Origin of the sequence: Mycobacterium nebraskense, from assembly GCF_002102255.1 — a bacterium.
Taxonomy (GTDB): domain Bacteria; phylum Actinomycetota; class Actinomycetes; order Mycobacteriales; family Mycobacteriaceae; genus Mycobacterium; species Mycobacterium nebraskense.
Genome location: NZ_LQPH01000128.1, coordinates 23,485 through 39,580 on the forward strand (window position 1 = coordinate 23,485; position 16,096 = coordinate 39,580).

Below are 16,096 nucleotides of genomic sequence, written 5' to 3' on the forward strand. Positions count from 1 at the left end.
CGCTTTGGCAACGTATGGCTTGCGCGACGGCGTCAATGGTGGCGGCTTTGCGCTGGCCTACGGAGGCGGCTGCCCCGGTGGTGGAGGCGGCGGCGCCAGCAGCGGAATGGTGATCGGGGGCAGACCCGGGATCTCCACCACCTGCGACCCGACCGGCACCGGGGCGCCCTCCGGCGGCGGCGGCGGAGCCGGCGGGATGCCGTTGCTGACCTGGATGGTGATGATCGACCCCGGGATCGTCGCGCCGCTCGGCGTCGTTCCCACCACCTCGCCCTGCTTCGCGGTGCTGTTGACGAAATTGCTCTGATCGGCGACCTGGAAGCCCGCCTCCTTGAGGCGCGAGCGTGCCGCCTCGATATCCAGGCCGGCGACGCTGGGCACCCGAGACCCGGGCGACCCGTCGACATAACGGGGATCGGTGGGCGGCAATTGCACCGGCCCGAAGTTGGTGGCGATCGGCTTCATCGCGGTGAACCAGGTGCGGGCCGGCTCGTTACCGCCGTACAGGTCGCCCTCGCCGCAATGGCGCAGCGGCGACGAGCACAGGTCCGTCGGCGTCGTCGAGTCGTCGTAGATGTAGTTGGCCGCCGCGTAGTGGTTGGTGAATCCAACGAAGCCCGAGGAGCGGTGCGCCTCGGTGGTGCCCGTCTTACCGGACATGGGCAGGGTCCAGCCCGCGGCGCCGGCCGAGCCGGAGGCGGTGCCACCGCCCACCGCGTCTTTGCTCATCGCGTTGGCGAGGGTGTTCGCCAAGCCTTCGGGCACCACCTGGTCGCAGGTTTCGGTGGTGACGGCGACTTCGTTGCCGTGCCGGTCGATCAGCTTGTCGATCGGGTTCGGCGGGCACCACGTGCCGCCGGAGGCCAGCGTGGCCGCGACGTTGGACAGCTCCAGCGCGTTCACCTCGATCGGGCCCAGGGTGAACGAGCCGATGTTCTGCCGTTTGACGAAGTCGGCCAGGCTCTCGTTGCTGTCGGGGTTGTAGTCGCGGGCGGTGCCGGGATCGGCGTAGGACCGCAGGCCCAGCTTGATCGCCATGTCCACCGTGCGGGTCACCCCGACCTGCTGGATCAGCTTGGCGAACGCGGTGTTCGGCGAGGTGGCCAGCGCCTCGGTCACGTTCATCGATCCGCGGTAGTTGCCGGCGTTGACCACACACCAGGTGTCCTTCGGACAGCCCTTGGCCCCGCCGCTACCCAGTCCCTTGGCCTGGAATCGGCTCGGTACCTCGAGCGTGGCGTTGGTGCCCATGCCCATGTCCAGGGCGGCGGCCGTGGTGAAGATCTTGAAGACCGATCCCGCGCCGTCGCCGACCAGGGAGAACGGCTGTGGTCGCATGGTCTCGCCGGCGTCGAGGTTCAGGCCGTAGGTGCGGTTGCTGGCCATCGCCATCACCTTGTGCGACGTCTTGCCGGGCTGGATCACGCTCATCACGCTGGAGATGCCCGGCAGGGTCGGGCTGGCGAACTGGTCGATGGCCGCCTTGACCGGGATCTGCACGTCCGGGTCCAGCGTGGTGCGGATCAGGTAGCCGCCGCGGGCCACCTGTTCTTTGCTGATGCCGGCGCGGGACAGGTACTCCTGGACGTAGTCGCAGAAGAACGCGCGATCGCCGGCCGCGATGCAGCCCCGCGGCAGCTCGTTGGGCTGCGGCAGCACGCCCAGCGGGGTGGCCTTGGCGGCGCGCAGCGCGTCGGCCTCCTGCGGGATGTTCTCGATCATGGTGTCCAGCACCAGGTTTCGCCGCGCCAGCGCGCCCTCGGGGTTGGTGTAGGGGTTCAGTGCGCTGGTCGACTGCACCATGCCCGCCAGCAGCGCCGCCTGCTGCCAGTTCAGGTCCGAAGCGTTGATGCCGAAGTAGGTCTGCGCCGCGTCCTGCACGCCGAACGAACCGTTGCCGAAGGACACCAGGTTCAAGTAGCGGGTCAGGATCTCGGGCTTGGTGAAGGTCTTGTCCAGCGTGAGCGCCATCCGGATCTCACGCAGCTTGCGCGCAGGGGTGGTTTCGACGGCGGCGCGCTTCTCGGCGTCGGTCTTCGCCGTCACCAGCAACTGGTAGTTCTTGATGTACTGCTGCTCGATAGTCGAACCGCCGCGGGTGTCGACGTCGCCGCGCGCGTAGCCGGCCAGCCCGGTCAGCGTGCCCTTCCAGTCCACCCCGTTGTGGTCGGCGAACCGTTTGTCCTCGATGGACACGATCGCCAGCTTCATCGTGTTGGCGATCTTGTCGCTGGGCACCTCGAAGCGGCGCTGGGAGTACAGCCAGGCGATGGTGTTGCCCTTCGCGTCGACCATCGTCGACACCGCGGGCACCTCACCCTCGAGGAGTTGGGCCGAGCCGTTGGCCACGACTTCGGAGGCGCGGTTGGACACCAGTCCCAATCCGCCCGCGAACGGAAACATCAGTGCCGTGGCGACCACACCGGCCAGCAAGCAGTACCCCGCAAGCTTGAGAATCGTGAGGAAGGCCTGGGGGCGGTCTGACATGGCTACTACAGTAGCGGCCCCCAGTCACGTCGCCACGCTGCGAGTTCACCCACTTTTTCCCCCGTCATTGACCAGCGCTTTACCGCCGCGGCTGCGATAAAATTTGCATGTGCGTAAGTGGGCAGGCCCATGCGCGCACGTGTGCAAGATCACTTTCTCGCCTATCCTCCTGAGGCGAGACGGCACGCCCGTCCCAAAAAAAGCGTTATCGGACTGTTGCGCAATTGGGGGCTGACCACCTAACTTAGACACACGGTGAGATTCAGGTAACACCGATGTACACAGTGTGGCGTAGATCGCAGGTGGGGATCTGCACCCGGAGGGCGGTCACGAAAGCGGCCGGTAGGGAAGGGAACAGTTCGTGTCAGGAACACGGCCTGCGGCGCGTAGGACAAACATTGCGGCCGCACAAGGGGTACTCCGCAGCGTTGACGCCGAAGAACGGATCGCCTGGGTTTCCAGAGCACTGTGCCGGACCACGGACCCGGACGAACTTTTCGTTCGGGGAGCGGCCCAACGCAAAGCCGCCGTCATCTGCCGGCACTGCCCGGTCATGCAGGAGTGCGGCGCGGACGCTCTGGACAACAAGGTCGAGTTCGGCGTCTGGGGCGGCATGACCGAGCGTCAGCGCAGGGCCCTGCTCAAGCAACACCCCGAGGTGGTCTCCTGGGCGGACTTCTTCGACAAGAGGAGAACCCGCAACGTCGGCTGACCCACCGGCCCGACCCGACTCCTAGCGCAGGGGTCCCTGGGCCGTGGTACGGGCCGTGTCGTCGCCGGCCGACGTGATCTGATCGGCGAGCGCGCGCAACGCTTCCAGGTCCGAGACGTCGAACGGCAGCGACGGAACCCCGATGACCGCCACGTGCGGATTGGCCCCGGTGAACCGCGACAGCAACCTGATCTCCCGTTTGGCGGTCTGCGCACGATCGGCATGAATCCTCAGCACGGCCGCGGCCAACGACGCCGCCTCGGAATCCGGCTCGGCCTCCAACGTTTCGGTTCCGTCGATCGCCCGCTCGGCGGGCAACGAACACAACGTCGGGTGGGTACGGTTCAAAACCAGCCCGGCGAGCGGCATGCCTTCCTGGGACAGCCGGTCGACGAAGAATGAGGCCTCGCGCAGCGCATCGGGTTCGGCCGCCGACACCACCACGAATTGCGTACCGCGCCTCTTCAGCAGCGCGTACGTGCGGTCCGCCTTCTCCCGGAAACCGCCGAAGGTGGCGTCCAGCGACTGCACGAATTCCGCCGCATCGCTCAACATCTGTGAGCCGAGCACGGTGGATATCGCCTTCATCGCCAAACCCATTGCGCCCGTGACCAATCGGCCTATGCCCCGGCCCGGCGCGAGCAGCAGCCGCCACAACCGGCTGTCCATGAAGCTGCCCAACCGTTTGGGCGCGTCCAGGAAGTCCAGCGCGTTGCGCGACGGCGGGGTGTCCACCACCACCAGGTCCCACCGGTCCTCGGCCAGCAGTTGACCGAGCTTCTCCATCGCCATGTACTCCTGCGTGCCGGCGAGGGAGCTGGCGACGGTCTGATAGAACTGGTTGTCCAGAATCGCTTGCGCCCGGCCGTTTCCGGAGTACTGGACCACCATCTCGTCGAACGTGCGACGCATGTCGAGCATCATCGCGTGTAACTCACCGGGGACCTCGGACGCCAAGGGCACCCGTTGCGGGGTGTTGCCGAGGTCGTTGACCCCGAGCGCCTGCGCCAATCGCTTGGCCGGGTCGATGGTCAAAACGCAGACGTTGCGGCCGTATTCGGCCGCGCGCAACGCCATCGCGGCCGCGGTGGTGGTCTTGCCCACCCCGCCGGCACCGCAGCACACCACCACCCGGTTGGTCGTGTCGGCCAAGATCGAGGCCATATCAAGTCTATTCGGTGTGGTACTCATCGAACCCCCTGCTGCGCAAGCGATTCCGAAAGCTCATAGAGGCTTCCGAGGTCGACACCGTCGGAGATCGCCGGCAGCTCGAGCCGGGGCACGTGCAACGCGTCCAGCTGTTGCGCGACCTCGGCTCGCGCGGCGATGACCGTCGCATGCTCGATGGTTTCGGTCAGCAGGCCGGCGAACTCGGCGTCGTTCAGCTTGATCCCCGCCATCTCCAGCCCTGCCCGCACCGAGTCCGCGTCGACGTGTCCCTCGGCGGCCTTCGCCAGGTCGGCGGGCTGCAGGTGGGACGCGATGTTGCGATTCACGATCACGCTGCCGATCGGCAGCTCCATCTCGGCGAGCTCCTCGATGGCTTCCAGGGTTTCCTGCACCGGCAACGCCTCCAGCAGGGTGACCACGTGGATGGCGGTCTGCTCGGAATGCAGCAGCCTCACCACGCCCTCACTCTGTGAGTGCACCGGCCCGCCCTTGGCCAGATCCGACACGGCCTTGGTGACGTCCAGGAAGCGGGCGATCCGCCCCGTCGGTGGGGCGTCGACGACAACCGCGTCGTAAACGGGAAGCCGGTTCTTATCGACGCGCACCACCGACTCCTTGATCTTCCCGGTGAGCAGCACGTCGCGCAGCCCGGGCGCGATCGTCGTCGCGAACTCGATGGCGCCGATGCGGCGCATCGCCCGCCCGGCGATACCGAGGTTGTAGAACATGTCCAGGTATTCCAGGAACGCGGCCTCGATGTCGATCGCCAGGGCATTGACCTGACCGCCACGTTCGGCGGTCGCGATCTTGACCTCCTGGTAGGGCAGCGGTGGCACGTCGAAGAGTTGCGCAATGCCTTGCCGCCCTTCGACTTCCACGAGGAGAACCTTGCGGCCTCCGGCTGCCAGGGTCAGCGCCAGTGCGGCCGCTATCGTCGACTTGCCCGTACCGCCTTTGCCGGTGACGAAATGCAGGCGGGCCTTCGAAAGCCGCGCCGGCCAGCCGACGGCGCTACCGCCGCTCGATGTGTTTGCCACCTTCGCATGCTAGCCCGACCCGCGCCCGGCCCCCGGGCAGGCCAGAGCCGTTCACATCCGACCGATAAGCTCGCGCCATGAGCCAACCGACCGCATGGGAATACGTCACGGTCCCGCTGCTGACACACGCCACCAAACAAATTCTCGACCAGTGGGGTGCCGACGGCTGGGAACTGGTGTCCGTATTGCCCGGGCCAACCGGCGAGCAACACGTCGCGTATCTGAAGCGCCCGAAGTAGATGACTGCGTCGGCCCGGCTCGCGCAACTTGGTGTCGCGCTTCCGGAGGTGGTGGCGCCGCTGGCCGCCTATGTCCCCGCCGTGCGGACGGGCGACCTGGTCTACACCGCGGGTCAGCTACCGATGCAGGCGGGACAGCTGGCCGGGACCGGCAAGGTCGGGGCCCAGGTCAGCCCGGACGAGGGCAGGGCGATGGCGCGGATCTGCGCGCTCAATGCCCTGGCGGCCATCGATTCGCTGGTGGGCATCGACGCCGTGACCCGGGTGGTCAAGGTCGTCGGCTTCGTCGCGTCGGCTCCGGGTTTCAACGGCCAGCCCAGCATCATCAACGGGGCTTCCGAGCTGCTCGCCGAGGTGTTCGGCGATGACGGCGCCCACGCGCGGTCGGCCGTCGGCGTGTCCGAGCTGCCGCTGGATGCGCCGGTGGAAGTGGAGCTGATCGTGGAGGTCGGCTCACGACCGTGACCGACGCACCCGAGTCGCTGAGCCATCCCGCATACGGCAGGCTGCGGGCGGTCACCGACACTGCCTCGGTGCTGTTGGCCGACAACCCCGGATTGCTGACGCTCGAGGGCACCAACACCTGGGTGCTGCGCGGCAGGGGCAGCGACGAGTTGGTCGTCGTGGATCCCGGGCCGGACGACGACGAGCACGTCGCCCGGCTCGCCGAGTTGGGCCGCATCGCGCTGGTCCTGATCAGTCACCGGCACGGCGATCACACCGACGGCATCGACAAGCTGGTCGAGCGCACCGGCGCGACGGTGCGGTCGGCGGGCAGCGGATTCTTGCGCGGCCTTGGCGGCCACCTCACCGACGGCGAGGTCATCGACGCGGCCGGCCTGAAGATCAAGGTGATGGCCACCCCCGGCCACACCGCCGACTCGCTGTCCTTCGTGCTTGATGATGCCGTGCTCACCGCGGACAGCGTGCTGGGCCGCGGGACCGCCGTCATAGATAAGGAAGACGGCAGTCTGGCCGACTACCTGGAATCGTTGCGCCGGCTGCGCGGGCTGGGCTCGCGCACGGTGCTGCCCGGTCACGGGCCGGACCTGGCCGACCTGGAGGCCGTCGCGTCCGGCTACCTGATGCACCGGCAGGAACGCCTGGAACAGGTGCGCGGGGCGTTGCGGGACATCGGCGACGACGCCACCGCACGCCAGGTCGTCGAACACGTCTATGTAGACGTCGACGAGAAACTCTGGGACGCGGCCGAATGGTCCGTTCAGGCGCAGCTGGACTATTTGCAGCGTTGAACTCTCGCCGAAATCGACGCTAACGCGGAAAAGTTCGAGAGAACGTGCCGATAACGTCGATCTCGACGCAATTCGCGCGCGCTTACCTCGCCCGGCGCGCCAGCCTTTCGGAGTCCGAAATCAGCACACTCTTGCCCTCCAGGCGGATCCAGCCGCGGTGGGCGAAATCGGCCAGCGCCTTGTTCACCGTCTCCCGGGAGGCGCCCACCAGCTGGGCGATCTCCTCCTGGGTCAGGTCGTGGGTGACCCGCATCGCGCCACCCTCCTGGGTGCCGAAACGCTGGGCGAGCTGCAGCAGCTGCTTGGCCACCCGGCCGGGGACGTCGGTGAAGATGAGGTCGGCCAGATTGTTGTTGGTGCGGCGCAGCCGTCGGGCCAGCACCCGCAGCAGCTGCTCGGCGATCTCGGGACGATCAGCGATCCACGCCCGCAGCGCATCGCGGTCCATCGACACCGCGCGCACCTCGGTGATGGTGGTCGCGCTGGAAGTCCGGGGGCCCGGGTCGAAAATGGACAACTCGCCGAACATGTCCGACGGGCCCATGATCGTCAGCAGGTTCTCCCGGCCGTCGGGTGAGCGACGGCCAATCTTGACCTTCCCCGAGACGATGATGTACAGCCGATCGCCCGGCTCGCCTTCGGCGAAGACCGTGTGCCCACGGGGAAAGTCGACGGGTTGCAGTTGCTTGGTCAGCGCTGCGATGGCGCCGGGCTCAACCCCTTGGAAGATTCCTGCCCTTGCCAGGATCTCGTCCACATTGCCTCTTCAGATTTCCAATGATTGTGATACGGGCAGGTTAATCCCGTGCTCGCATGAGTCTAGCGGTAGGACATTTTGTCCAACGTGCAACGCTACACACGATTGACGTATCGAGTGGCCTTAAACTGCGGATTGATGCGCGCATGGGCGTGTATTCGCGTCGGCAATGTCAGCTCGCCATGGTCAACGAAGCTGGCGGCAAACGACGGCGCCGCGTGACGCGGCCCGGCGGTCAACCCGGCCAGCGCGGCCTCCGAAAGTTCCCGAGCCTCGCGCAGATGCAGGTATTCCAGCGCCTCCGGCATGCCTTCGCGAGCCAGCGTGTGGAGGTCGACGAACTCGGCCCGCTCGAAAAGCTCGGTGACCGCGATCATCGCGACGTCATCGCGGGCGAGCTCCCGTTCGAGCCGCCCCAAGCCGAGCGCCGCCAGCATCAGCAGCCCCGGAACGCAGGCCACCAGCAACCATGACACAAGGAGAGTAAACATGGCCTTCAATCAACACGAGGTCTCGGCGAGATCACGAAATCAGTACTCTGTCGTAGGTGACAGCGGCAAAGTCGTCCGGGCGCTCGAAGTCCACGTCAGCCACGCCGGGCGGTGACGCCGCGCGGCGCTGGGCTGACGAGACCCGAGTCGGCTTGGTGCGACGGGCCCGCCGGATGAATCGGGCGCTGGCGCAGGCGTTTCCGGACGCGCACTGCGAGCTCGACTTCACCACGCCGCTAGAGCTGACCGTCGCCACCATCCTTTCCGCGCAGAGCACCGACAAACGGGTGAACCTGACGACGCCGGCTTTGTTCAAGCGGTACCCCTCGGCGCTGGACTACGCGCAAGCCGACCGCGACGAACTGGAAACCCTCATCCGCCCGACGGGGTTCTTCCGGAACAAGGCGACCTCCCTCATCGGCCTCGGGCAGGCCCTGGTCGAACGGTTCGACGGCGAGGTGCCCTCCACCATGGAAGAACTCGTCACGCTGCCCGGCGTGGGCCGCAAGACCGCCAACGTCATCCTGGGCAACGCATTTGGGGTCCCCGGCATCACGGTCGACACCCACTTCGCACGGCTGCTGCACCGGTGGCGCTGGACCGCCGACAAGGACCCGGTCAAGATCGAGCGTGCGGCCGGCGAACTGATCGAACGCAGCGAGTGGACCATGTTGAGCCACCGCGTGATCTTCCACGGCCGCCGGGTGTGCCACGCCCGCAAGCCGGCCTGCGGTGTGTGCGTGGTGGCCAAGGACTGCCCCTCCTTCGGCCTCGGTCCCACCGAGCCGCTGCTGGCAGCGCCCCTGGTGCGGGGCCCGGAAACCGAGCACCTACTGGCCCTGGCCGGCCTGTAGACGTCTACGACCTTGACGCGGACCACGCGCTGGACGATCGCCATCCTCGCGGTGGTGGCGGCACTGACCGCGGCCCTGGTGGCCCAGCTGCGCGATGATTCCGCGCCGACGAAACCCGGCAGCGCTGTGAACACGCCCGGCCGCGAACACCGCGACGCCGACACGGCGGCCGCGCTGGCGGGTCCGCGGCAGCGGGCCAACCTGGCGCCTTGTCCCGCCCCCGGCGACGGTCCCGGCCCCCAGGCGCTGCGCGGTGTCACGGCCGAATGCGCTGCGGACGGCTCGGTTGTCGACGTCGCCCGCGCGCTGGCCGGGCGCCGGGTCGTCCTCAACCTGTGGGCATATTGGTGCGCGCCGTGTGCGGCCGAACTGCCCGCGATGGCCGAGTATCAACGGCGCGCCGGGCCGGACGTGATGGTGGTGACCGTGCATCAGGACGAGAACGAGACGGCCGCGTTGCTGCGGCTGGCCGAACTGGGCGTTCGGCTGCCAACCCTGCAGGACGGCCGCCGTCGGGTCGCGGCGGCCCTGGGCGTCGTGAACGTGATGCCCGCGACGGTGGTTCTGCGGCCGGACGGTAGCGTTGCGCAGATGCTGCCGCGGGCTTTCGCCAGCGCCGACGAGATCGCTGCCGCGGTCGGAAATGACAAGGGATAAGCCGAAAATTGGACCGACTGGAGCGCCCGGTGAGTGTTGGGGATACGTCCCCGCCTGCGCAAGGTGCGACTCCCGCCCGCTCGCACGGGACGGTTTCGCTGGCGCCCGACGACTCCCCGCCGTGGCTGCGTCCCCTGGTAGATAACGTCGCGCGGATGCCGGACGCGTACCGGCGCCGGCTACCGGCCGACGTGCTGGCGATGATCACCGGAATGCGCGGCAGCGGTCGCGAAGCCGCCGTCTTGGTGTTGTTCTCGGGACCTCCATCCGCACCGGCCGACGGTGGCGTCCCCGACGATGCCGACTTGCTGGTCACCGTGCGGGCCTCGACGCTGCGCCACCACGCCGGCCAGGCGGCGTTTCCCGGCGGTGCGTCCGATCCCACCGATGAGGGCCCGGTGGCCACCGCCCTGCGCGAAGCCCAGGAGGAAACCGGGATCGACGTGTCCCGGTTGCGTCCCTTGGTCACGATGGAACGCACGTTCATTGCGCCGTCGCGGTTTCATGTCGTCCCGGTCTTGGCCTACTCGCCGGATCCCGGTCCGGTGACCGTCGTCAACGAGGCCGAAACCGCGATCGTGGCGCGAGTTCCGCTGCGCGCCTTTATCAACCCGGTCAACCGGCTGATGGTCTACCGGGGCGACCTCGGCCGCCGGTGGGCCGGACCGGCGTTTCTGCTGAACGAGATGCTGGTTTGGGGATTCACTGGCCAGGTGATCTGTGCCATGCTCGACGTCGCCGGCTGGGCCCAGCCCTGGGACACCACCGACGTCCGCGAGTTGGACGCGGCGATGGCGCTGGTCGGCGAGCAGGGTGGCTCCCCCCGATGAACATGAATTCGATGACCCCGTCGCAGTGGCTTGACGTGGCCGTGCTGTCGGTCGCCTTCATCGCGGCCGTCTCGGGCTGGCGTTCCGGCGCGCTGGGCTCGCTGCTGTCGTTCGTCGGCGTGTTGCTGGGCGCGATCGCGGGCGTGCTGCTGGCTCCCCACCTGGTCAGCCACATCGCCGCGCCCCGGGCCAAGCTGTTCGCCGCGCTGTTTCTGATCCTTGCGCTGGTCGTCATCGGTGAGGTCGCAGGGGTGGTGTTGGGACGGGCGGTCCGCGGCGCGATCCGCAGCCGCAGCATCCGGACGGTCGACTCGTTCATCGGGGTGGGGGTCCAGGTGGTGGTGGTGCTGACCGCGGCCTGGTTGTTGGCGACACCGCTGACCCAGTCGAAGGACCAGCCGGAGCTGGCCGCCGCGGTCCGCGGCTCGCGGGTGCTGGCCCAGGTCAACGAGGTCGCCCCGCCGTGGCTGAAGACGGTGCCCAAGCGGTTGTCGGCCCTGCTGAACACCTCCGGCCTGCCCGCGGTGCTGGAGCCGTTCAGCCGCACTCCGGTGATTCCCGTCGCCTCGCCCGACCCCGCCCTGGCCAACAATCCGGTGGTGCAGGCCACCGCGCCGAGCGTCGTCAAGGTGCGCAGCCTGGCACCGAGCTGCCAGAAAGTGTTGGAGGGCAGTGGATTTGTGATCGCCCCCGACCGGGTGATGACCAACGCGCACGTGGTGGCCGGTTCCAACAGCGTGCAAATCTACGCCAGCGGCAGTCCGCTCGATGCCTCCGTCGTGTCCTATGATCCGTCGGTCGACATCGCCATCCTCGCCGTCCCCAACCTGCCGCCACAGCCATTGGCGTTCGCTCAGGCCGAGGCGAAAACCGGTACCAGCGTTGTGGTGCTGGGCTACCCGGGCGGCGGCAACTTCACCGCGACCCCGGCCCGCATCCGCGAGGTTATCAAACTCAGCGGCCCCGACATCTACCGCGATCCCGCGCCGGTCACCCGTGACGTCTACACCATCAGAGCCAATGTGGAGCAAGGCAATTCGGGCGGACCGTTGATCGACCTGGATGGTCACGTGCTCGGCGTGGTGTTCGGCGCGGCCGTCGACGACCCCGACACCGGTTTCGTGTTGACGGCCGACGAGGTGGCCAGTCAGCTCACCAAAATCGGTGACAGCCAGCAGGTGACTACCGGGTCCTGCGTCAGCTGACCACGTAGTCGAGGAACTTCATCAAGTGCCTGTTGATTTCCTCGGGCATCTCTTCATGGCTGAAATGCCCTGCGCCGGTGATGGATACGTAACGGCCCTGCGGGGCGTAACGCTGCGTCCGGTCGACCGGGTCGGCCAGCACGTAGGGATCGGCGTCGCCGCGCAGGTGTAGCAGCGGCACGCTGAGCTGCTGGCACATCGATTTCATGAATCGGCGGCCCTCGTCGCGCAGCTGACTGCGCACCGCCCAGCGCTGATATTCCAGTGCGCAGTGCGCCGCCGACGGAATCTGGATGGCCGTCCGCAGGTAACCGATGGATTCGGAAAAGTCTTCGGATGCAAGCCATTTGGCGCAACTGCGGCTGCGGACCAGGCGCTCGATCTCGGCCGCGTTGTCACGGGTCAGCAAGCGCTCCGGCCAGGCCGGCAGCTGGTAGCGCAGCAACGTCGGCAACAGTGCGTATCCCTGGTCGCGCCGGGTCAGCGTGGACCGCCGCAGCGCCGCCGGGTGTGGCGAGCTGATCAGCGCGATGGCCGACACCAACCGGGCGTGCAGCAGCGCGGTGGCCCAGCAGGCCAGCCCGCCGTCGGCGTGACCGACCAGCGTCGCCGACGAGTGCCCCAGCGCGCGGATGAGGCCGGCCGTGTCGCCGGCGAGCGTCCAACCGTCGTAGCCGCGGGGCGGCTTGTCGCTGCCGCCGTAGCCGCGCAGGTCGACCGCCACCACCCGCGCCCCGGTCAGTCCCCGCAACTGATGGCGCCACGACCACCAGAACGAGCCGAAGCCGTGCAGCAACATCACCAATGGGCGGGCCGTCGGTGGTGCGGCCGTGTCCGCGCCGGCGGGCAGGGCCTCTACGACATGGAACCGGATGCCGTTGGCGTGTACGTCCAAATGGCGCCAGGGCCCGTCGATGCGGGTTACCGACGGATCCGGCGGGGCCATTTACCAACCCGATGGATCGGTTTCGGGCTTTTCGTGCCTGCCGCGCTCGGCGAGCTCCTTGGCCGCGCCCTGCGCCTTGTCGTGGCCCGGGGTGAGTGCGGTGCGTGTCTCCTTGACCGATTCGATGGTCTGCCGCGGCCCCCGGATCCGGCGCACCTTGAGGAAGCCCAGCAGGGCGAGCAGGGCCCCGACCACCACCTGGACCCCGAACACGATCAGGAACGCCACCCAGCGCCACAGCCAAGTGTCGAGCAGCTCGGCGACGAAGAAGAAGAAAAAGAATGTGGAGTAGAACAGCACCACCAGCGCGGCGATGAAGTACACGCTCCCGGTCAGGCCCTTTTTGACGTCCCGGGTGATCTCCGCCCGGGCCAGTTCGACCTCGGCGCGCACCAGCGTGGAGACCTGCGTGGTCGCGTCCTTGATCAGGTCGCCGATCGATGGCTCGGCGGGCCGGGCGTGCGGGTCGGTCAAGGGGATCGTGGTCAGGGTGCTGGGTACACCGTTCTTGCCATCGGCTTTGCTCACAGACGGTCCCCTCTTTTCGTCATTGCCCGGCGCGCTGTCGTCGCGGTTCATGTTGCCATGCGGCGCCATCGCAGACGAGGCCAGCCGCAGACGGCGACGGGCCCGCGTCCGGGACGGCGCGTTGAGCACGGCGAGCGAGACGCCTGGCCGACTAGACTGGCCAAGCCGGTCGGAGATGTCCGGCCTGTCGATGGGAGTGGTGCTGTGCAGACGGCGCACAGGTGCTTCGTGGCGGCAACGGCGGCGGTGCTCTTGGTCCTGGTGGGTTGCCCCGCACGCGCCGCGGCCGCCGATGTCAGAATCCCGATGGGCGGCGGCGCCGGCATCGTCATCAATGGGGACACGATGTGCACCTTGACGACCATCGGGGGCGATGCCGCCGGTGAGCTGATCGGCTTCACCTCCGCGCACTGCGGCGGCCCCGGCGCGCAGGTCGCCGCCGAGGGCGCCGAAAATGCCGGTGTCCTGGGCACCATGGTGGCCGGCAACGACAACCTCGACTACGCGGTCATCAAGTTCGATCCCGCCAAGGTGACACCGACCGCCAACTACAACGGCTTCGCGATCAACGGCCTCGGCCCGGATCCGGCCTTCGGCGAGATCGCCTGCAAGCAGGGCCGCACCACCGGAAACTCGTGCGGCGTCACCTGGGGGCCGGGCCAGGACCCGGGCACCATCGTCATGCAGGTCTGCGGCCAGCCGGGCGACTCCGGGGCGCCGGTGACCGTCAACAGCATGCTGGTCGGCATGATCCACGGGGCGTTCAGCGACAACCTGCCGACCTGCGTCATCAAGTACATCCCGCTGCACACGCCGGCCGTGGTCCAGTCGTTCAACGCGGTCCTGGCCGACGTCAACACCAAGCACCGGCCCGGCGCGGGCTTCACGCCCCTACCGGCCTGAGTCGGCTATTTCGAGGTTTGGATCGCGTCGAACACGCTGGGGTCCAGCAGCGTCGACGTGTCACCCAGCTCGCGGTTTTCGGCGACGTCCCGCAGCAGCCTGCGCATGATTTTGCCGCTGCGCGTCTTGGGCAGTTCGGGCACCACATGGACCTCCCGGGGCTTCGCGATCGGCGAGATCTCCTGGGCGACCTCGATGCGCAACTCGTCGACGATCCCGTCGTGCACCTCGAACTCGGCGCATAGCACGACGAACGCGCAGATGGCCTGGCCGGTGGTTTGATCGGTCACCCCGACGACGGCCGCCTCCGCCACCGCGAAGTGCCCGACCAGCGCCGACTCCACCTCGGCGGTCGAGAGCCGATGCCCCGACACGTTCATCACGTCGTCGATGCGGCCCACCACCCAGATGGCGCCGTCTGCGTCGTAATAAGCGCTGTCGCCGGCGAAGTACCAGCCCTGCTCGGCGAACCGGGACCAGTAGGTCTCGACGTACCGTTCGGGGTCACCCCAGATGCCGCGCAGCATGGACGGCCACGGCTGGTCCAGGACCAGGTAGCCGCTGACATGCTCGCCCTTGTCGTTGCCCGGCGGGAGCTGATCGCCGTGGTCGTCGACGATCTTGGCCGAGATGCCCGGCAACGGCCGCATCGCCGAACCGGGCTTGGCCGCGGCCACCCCCGGCAGCGGGGTGATCATCGCGGAGCCCGTCTCGGTCTGCCACCAGGTGTCGACGACGGGCAGGCTGTCCGCGCCGATCACCTTGCGGTACCAGCGCCACGCCTCCGGGTTGATCGGTTCACCGACCGAACCCAGCAGCCGCAGGCTGGACAGGTCGTGCGCGTCGGGGATCTCGCGGCCCCACTTCATGAACGTCCGGATGAGGGTGGGCGCGGTGTAATAGATTGTCACGCCGTACTTTTCGATGATCTCGAAGTGCCGGTGCTGGGTGGGTGTGTCGGGCGTGCCCTCGTATAGAACCTCGGTGGCCCCGTTGGACAGCGGACCGTAGACACCGTAGGTGTGTCCGGTGACCCAGCCGATGTCGGCCGTGCACCAGAACACGTCCGTCTCGGGCTTGAGATCGAAGACGTAGTAGTGCGTGTACGAGGTCTGGGTCAGGTAGCCGCCGCTGGTGTGCACGATGCCCTTCGGCTTGCCGGTGGTGCCAGAGGTGTACAGCAGGAACAACGGCTGCTCGGCGTCGAACGGCTCGGGCGTGTGTTCGGCAGACGCGGCGCCGACGACGTCGTCCCACCACACGTCGCGGTCGTCGTTCCACGACACGTCAATTCCGGTGCGCCGCACCACCAGGACGCGCTCGACGGGACTGTCGCCGTCCGGACCGGACGCAACCGCCTCGTCGGCCGCGTCCTTCAGCGGCGCGGGTTTGCCGCGGCGGAATTGCCCGTCGCTGGTGATCAGCAGCTTGGCCTGGGCATCGGCGATCCGGGCCCGCAGCGCCTTCGCGGTGAAACCGGCGAACACGACGCTGTGCATGATGCCCAGCCGGGCGCAGGCCAGCATCGCGACCACCGCTTCGGGGATCAGCGGCAGGTAGATGGCGACGCGGTCACCGGCGACCAGGCCCAGGCCGGTCAGCGCGTTGGCCGCCTTGCAGACCTCGGCCTGCAGATCGGAATAGGTCAGGCTGCGGCTGTCGCCGGGCTCGCCTTCCCAGTGAATGGCGACGCGGTCCCCGCGGCCGGCCTCCACGTGCCGGTCCACGCAGTTGTAGGCGACGTTGAGCTTGCCGTCGGCGAACCACTTGGCGAACGGGGCATTCGACCAATCCAGCACCTCGGTGAAGGGCGTCGCCCACGAGAGCCGATTGGCCTGCTTGGCCCAGAAGGCCAGCCGGTCCTCGTCGGCCTCGCGGTACAACTCCTCGCCCGCGTTGGCCTGCTCGGCGAACGCTGCCGGCGGGGGATACGACGACGGGCCTACGGCGTCGGTGGCGGTCACTGGCTTCCTCCTATTGTCGAGGCTCGTCAACCGTCAGAGAGCCTAGCCCTACAAGGTGAAAAG

Annotated in this window: 17 protein-coding genes; 9 read left to right on the top strand and 8 right to left on the bottom strand. The window is 67.9% G+C overall.

Annotated elements, in window-relative coordinates; translation table 11 throughout:
- Positions 1-57: 57 nt before the first annotated feature.
- Entirely contained in the window at positions 58-2,487 is a 2,430-nt protein-coding gene (gene ponA2 / locus AWC17_RS16565) for a transglycosylase/D,D-transpeptidase PonA2 (RefSeq protein ID WP_046182778.1), read from the bottom strand.
- A 361-nt stretch (positions 2,488-2,848) separates the two neighbouring features.
- On the opposite strand from ponA2, the gene AWC17_RS16570 reads away from it, so the two are divergent.
- Entirely contained in the window at positions 2,849-3,199 is a 351-nt protein-coding gene (locus AWC17_RS16570) for a WhiB family transcriptional regulator (protein WP_046182777.1), read from the top strand.
- Positions 3,200-3,220: 21 nt separating this feature from the next.
- Here the strand turns inward: AWC17_RS16570 and bagB are convergent, their stop codons facing one another.
- Positions 3,221-4,390 carry an ATPase BagB gene (gene bagB, locus AWC17_RS16575; protein WP_046182776.1) on the bottom strand — a complete coding sequence of 390 codons (1,170 nt, stop codon included), beginning with the start codon at positions 4,388-4,390 and terminating at the stop codon, positions 3,221-3,223.
- Positions 4,387-5,406 (bottom strand): ATPase BagA, encoded by a 1,020-nt coding sequence (bagA, locus tag AWC17_RS16580; protein WP_046182775.1) that lies wholly within the window; start codon positions 5,404-5,406, stop codon positions 4,387-4,389. The genes bagB and bagA overlap by 4 nt, the downstream gene beginning before the upstream one ends.
- A 77-nt stretch (positions 5,407-5,483) precedes the next feature.
- Here bagA and sp36 point away from each other — a divergent pair, with 77 nt between their 5' ends.
- From sp36 to AWC17_RS16590, 3 genes are read left to right on the top strand one after another with little or no spacing between them, the layout of a single operon-like run.
- Positions 5,484-5,645 (top strand): Sp36 family protein, encoded by a 162-nt coding sequence (gene sp36, locus AWC17_RS32110; RefSeq protein WP_007166633.1) that lies wholly within the window; start codon positions 5,484-5,486, stop codon positions 5,643-5,645.
- Positions 5,646-6,110 carry a RidA family protein gene (locus tag AWC17_RS16585; protein WP_046182774.1) on the top strand — a complete coding sequence of 155 codons (465 nt, stop codon included), beginning with the start codon at positions 5,646-5,648 and terminating at the stop codon, positions 6,108-6,110.
- Positions 6,107-6,898, top strand: coding sequence for an MBL fold metallo-hydrolase (locus AWC17_RS16590; RefSeq protein WP_046182773.1), 792 nt, complete (start codon positions 6,107-6,109; stop codon positions 6,896-6,898). The genes AWC17_RS16585 and AWC17_RS16590 overlap by 4 nt, the downstream gene beginning before the upstream one ends.
- An 82-nt stretch (positions 6,899-6,980) precedes the next feature.
- On the opposite strand, the gene crp is transcribed toward AWC17_RS16590, so the two are convergent.
- Both crp and AWC17_RS16600 read right to left on the bottom strand, forming a co-directional pair.
- Entirely contained in the window at positions 6,981-7,655 is a 675-nt protein-coding gene (crp, locus tag AWC17_RS16595; RefSeq protein ID WP_046182772.1) for a cAMP-activated global transcriptional regulator CRP, read from the bottom strand.
- 95 nt (positions 7,656-7,750) lie between these two features.
- Positions 7,751-8,146, bottom strand: coding sequence for a hypothetical protein (locus tag AWC17_RS16600; protein WP_046182771.1), 396 nt, complete (start codon positions 8,144-8,146; stop codon positions 7,751-7,753).
- 173 nt (positions 8,147-8,319) lie between these two features.
- On the opposite strand from AWC17_RS16600, the gene nth reads away from it, so the two are divergent.
- From nth to marP, 4 genes are read left to right on the top strand one after another with little or no spacing between them, the layout of a single operon-like run.
- Positions 8,320-9,000: an endonuclease III gene (gene nth, locus AWC17_RS16605; RefSeq protein ID WP_046182770.1), complete on the top strand. Its 681-nt coding sequence runs from the start codon at positions 8,320-8,322 to the stop codon at positions 8,998-9,000.
- A gap of 12 nt (positions 9,001-9,012) precedes the next feature.
- Positions 9,013-9,657: a TlpA disulfide reductase family protein gene (locus AWC17_RS16610; protein WP_085164866.1), complete on the top strand. Its 645-nt coding sequence runs from the start codon at positions 9,013-9,015 to the stop codon at positions 9,655-9,657.
- Positions 9,658-9,686: 29 nt separating this feature from the next.
- On the top strand, positions 9,687-10,487 hold the full coding sequence (locus AWC17_RS16615; RefSeq protein WP_046186692.1) for an NUDIX hydrolase: 801 nt from the start codon (positions 9,687-9,689) through the stop codon (positions 10,485-10,487).
- Between the two features lie 11 nt (positions 10,488-10,498).
- Complete coding sequence (marP, locus tag AWC17_RS16620) at positions 10,499-11,692, top strand: acid resistance serine protease MarP (protein ID WP_141224656.1); 1,194 nt, start codon at positions 10,499-10,501, stop codon at positions 11,690-11,692.
- On the opposite strand, the gene AWC17_RS16625 is transcribed toward marP, so the two are convergent.
- Together AWC17_RS16625 and AWC17_RS16630 are read right to left on the bottom strand one after the other, a co-directional pair.
- Positions 11,685-12,638 (bottom strand): alpha/beta fold hydrolase, encoded by a 954-nt coding sequence (locus tag AWC17_RS16625; RefSeq protein WP_046186690.1) that lies wholly within the window; start codon positions 12,636-12,638, stop codon positions 11,685-11,687. The genes marP and AWC17_RS16625 overlap by 8 nt on opposite strands.
- Positions 12,639-13,166 carry a phage holin family protein gene (locus AWC17_RS16630; RefSeq protein WP_046186693.1) on the bottom strand — a complete coding sequence of 176 codons (528 nt, stop codon included), beginning with the start codon at positions 13,164-13,166 and terminating at the stop codon, positions 12,639-12,641. It lies immediately after the preceding gene.
- Between the two features lie 204 nt (positions 13,167-13,370).
- Here AWC17_RS16630 and AWC17_RS16635 point away from each other — a divergent pair, with 204 nt between their 5' ends.
- Complete coding sequence (locus tag AWC17_RS16635) at positions 13,371-14,069, top strand: chymotrypsin family serine protease (protein WP_047322467.1); 699 nt, start codon at positions 13,371-13,373, stop codon at positions 14,067-14,069.
- A 5-nt stretch (positions 14,070-14,074) separates the two neighbouring features.
- Here AWC17_RS16635 and acs read toward each other — a convergent pair whose 3' ends face one another.
- Entirely contained in the window at positions 14,075-16,033 is a 1,959-nt protein-coding gene (gene acs / locus AWC17_RS16640) for an acetate--CoA ligase (RefSeq protein WP_046186028.1), read from the bottom strand.
- Between the last annotated feature and the right edge of the window lie 63 nt (positions 16,034-16,096).

Bases quoted from the DNA above. Each gene is read 5' to 3' on its own strand.
- ponA2 (WP_046182778.1), bottom strand. From the start codon at position 2,487: ATGTCAGACCGCCCCCAGGCCTTCCTCACGATTCTCAAGCTTGCGGGG.
- bagB (WP_046182776.1), bottom strand. From the start codon at position 4,390: ATGAGTACCACACCGAATAGACTTGATATGGCCTCGATCTTGGCCGAC.
- sp36 (WP_007166633.1), top strand. From the start codon at position 5,484: ATGAGCCAACCGACCGCATGGGAATACGTCACGGTCCCGCTGCTGACA.
- AWC17_RS16585 (WP_046182774.1), top strand. From the start codon at position 5,646: ATGACTGCGTCGGCCCGGCTCGCGCAACTTGGTGTCGCGCTTCCGGAG.
- AWC17_RS16600 (WP_046182771.1), bottom strand. From the start codon at position 8,146: ATGTTTACTCTCCTTGTGTCATGGTTGCTGGTGGCCTGCGTTCCGGGG.
- nth (WP_046182770.1), top strand. From the start codon at position 8,320: ATGAATCGGGCGCTGGCGCAGGCGTTTCCGGACGCGCACTGCGAGCTC.
- marP (WP_141224656.1), top strand. From the start codon at position 10,499: ATGACCCCGTCGCAGTGGCTTGACGTGGCCGTGCTGTCGGTCGCCTTC.
- AWC17_RS16625 (WP_046186690.1), bottom strand. From the start codon at position 12,638: ATGGCCCCGCCGGATCCGTCGGTAACCCGCATCGACGGGCCCTGGCGC.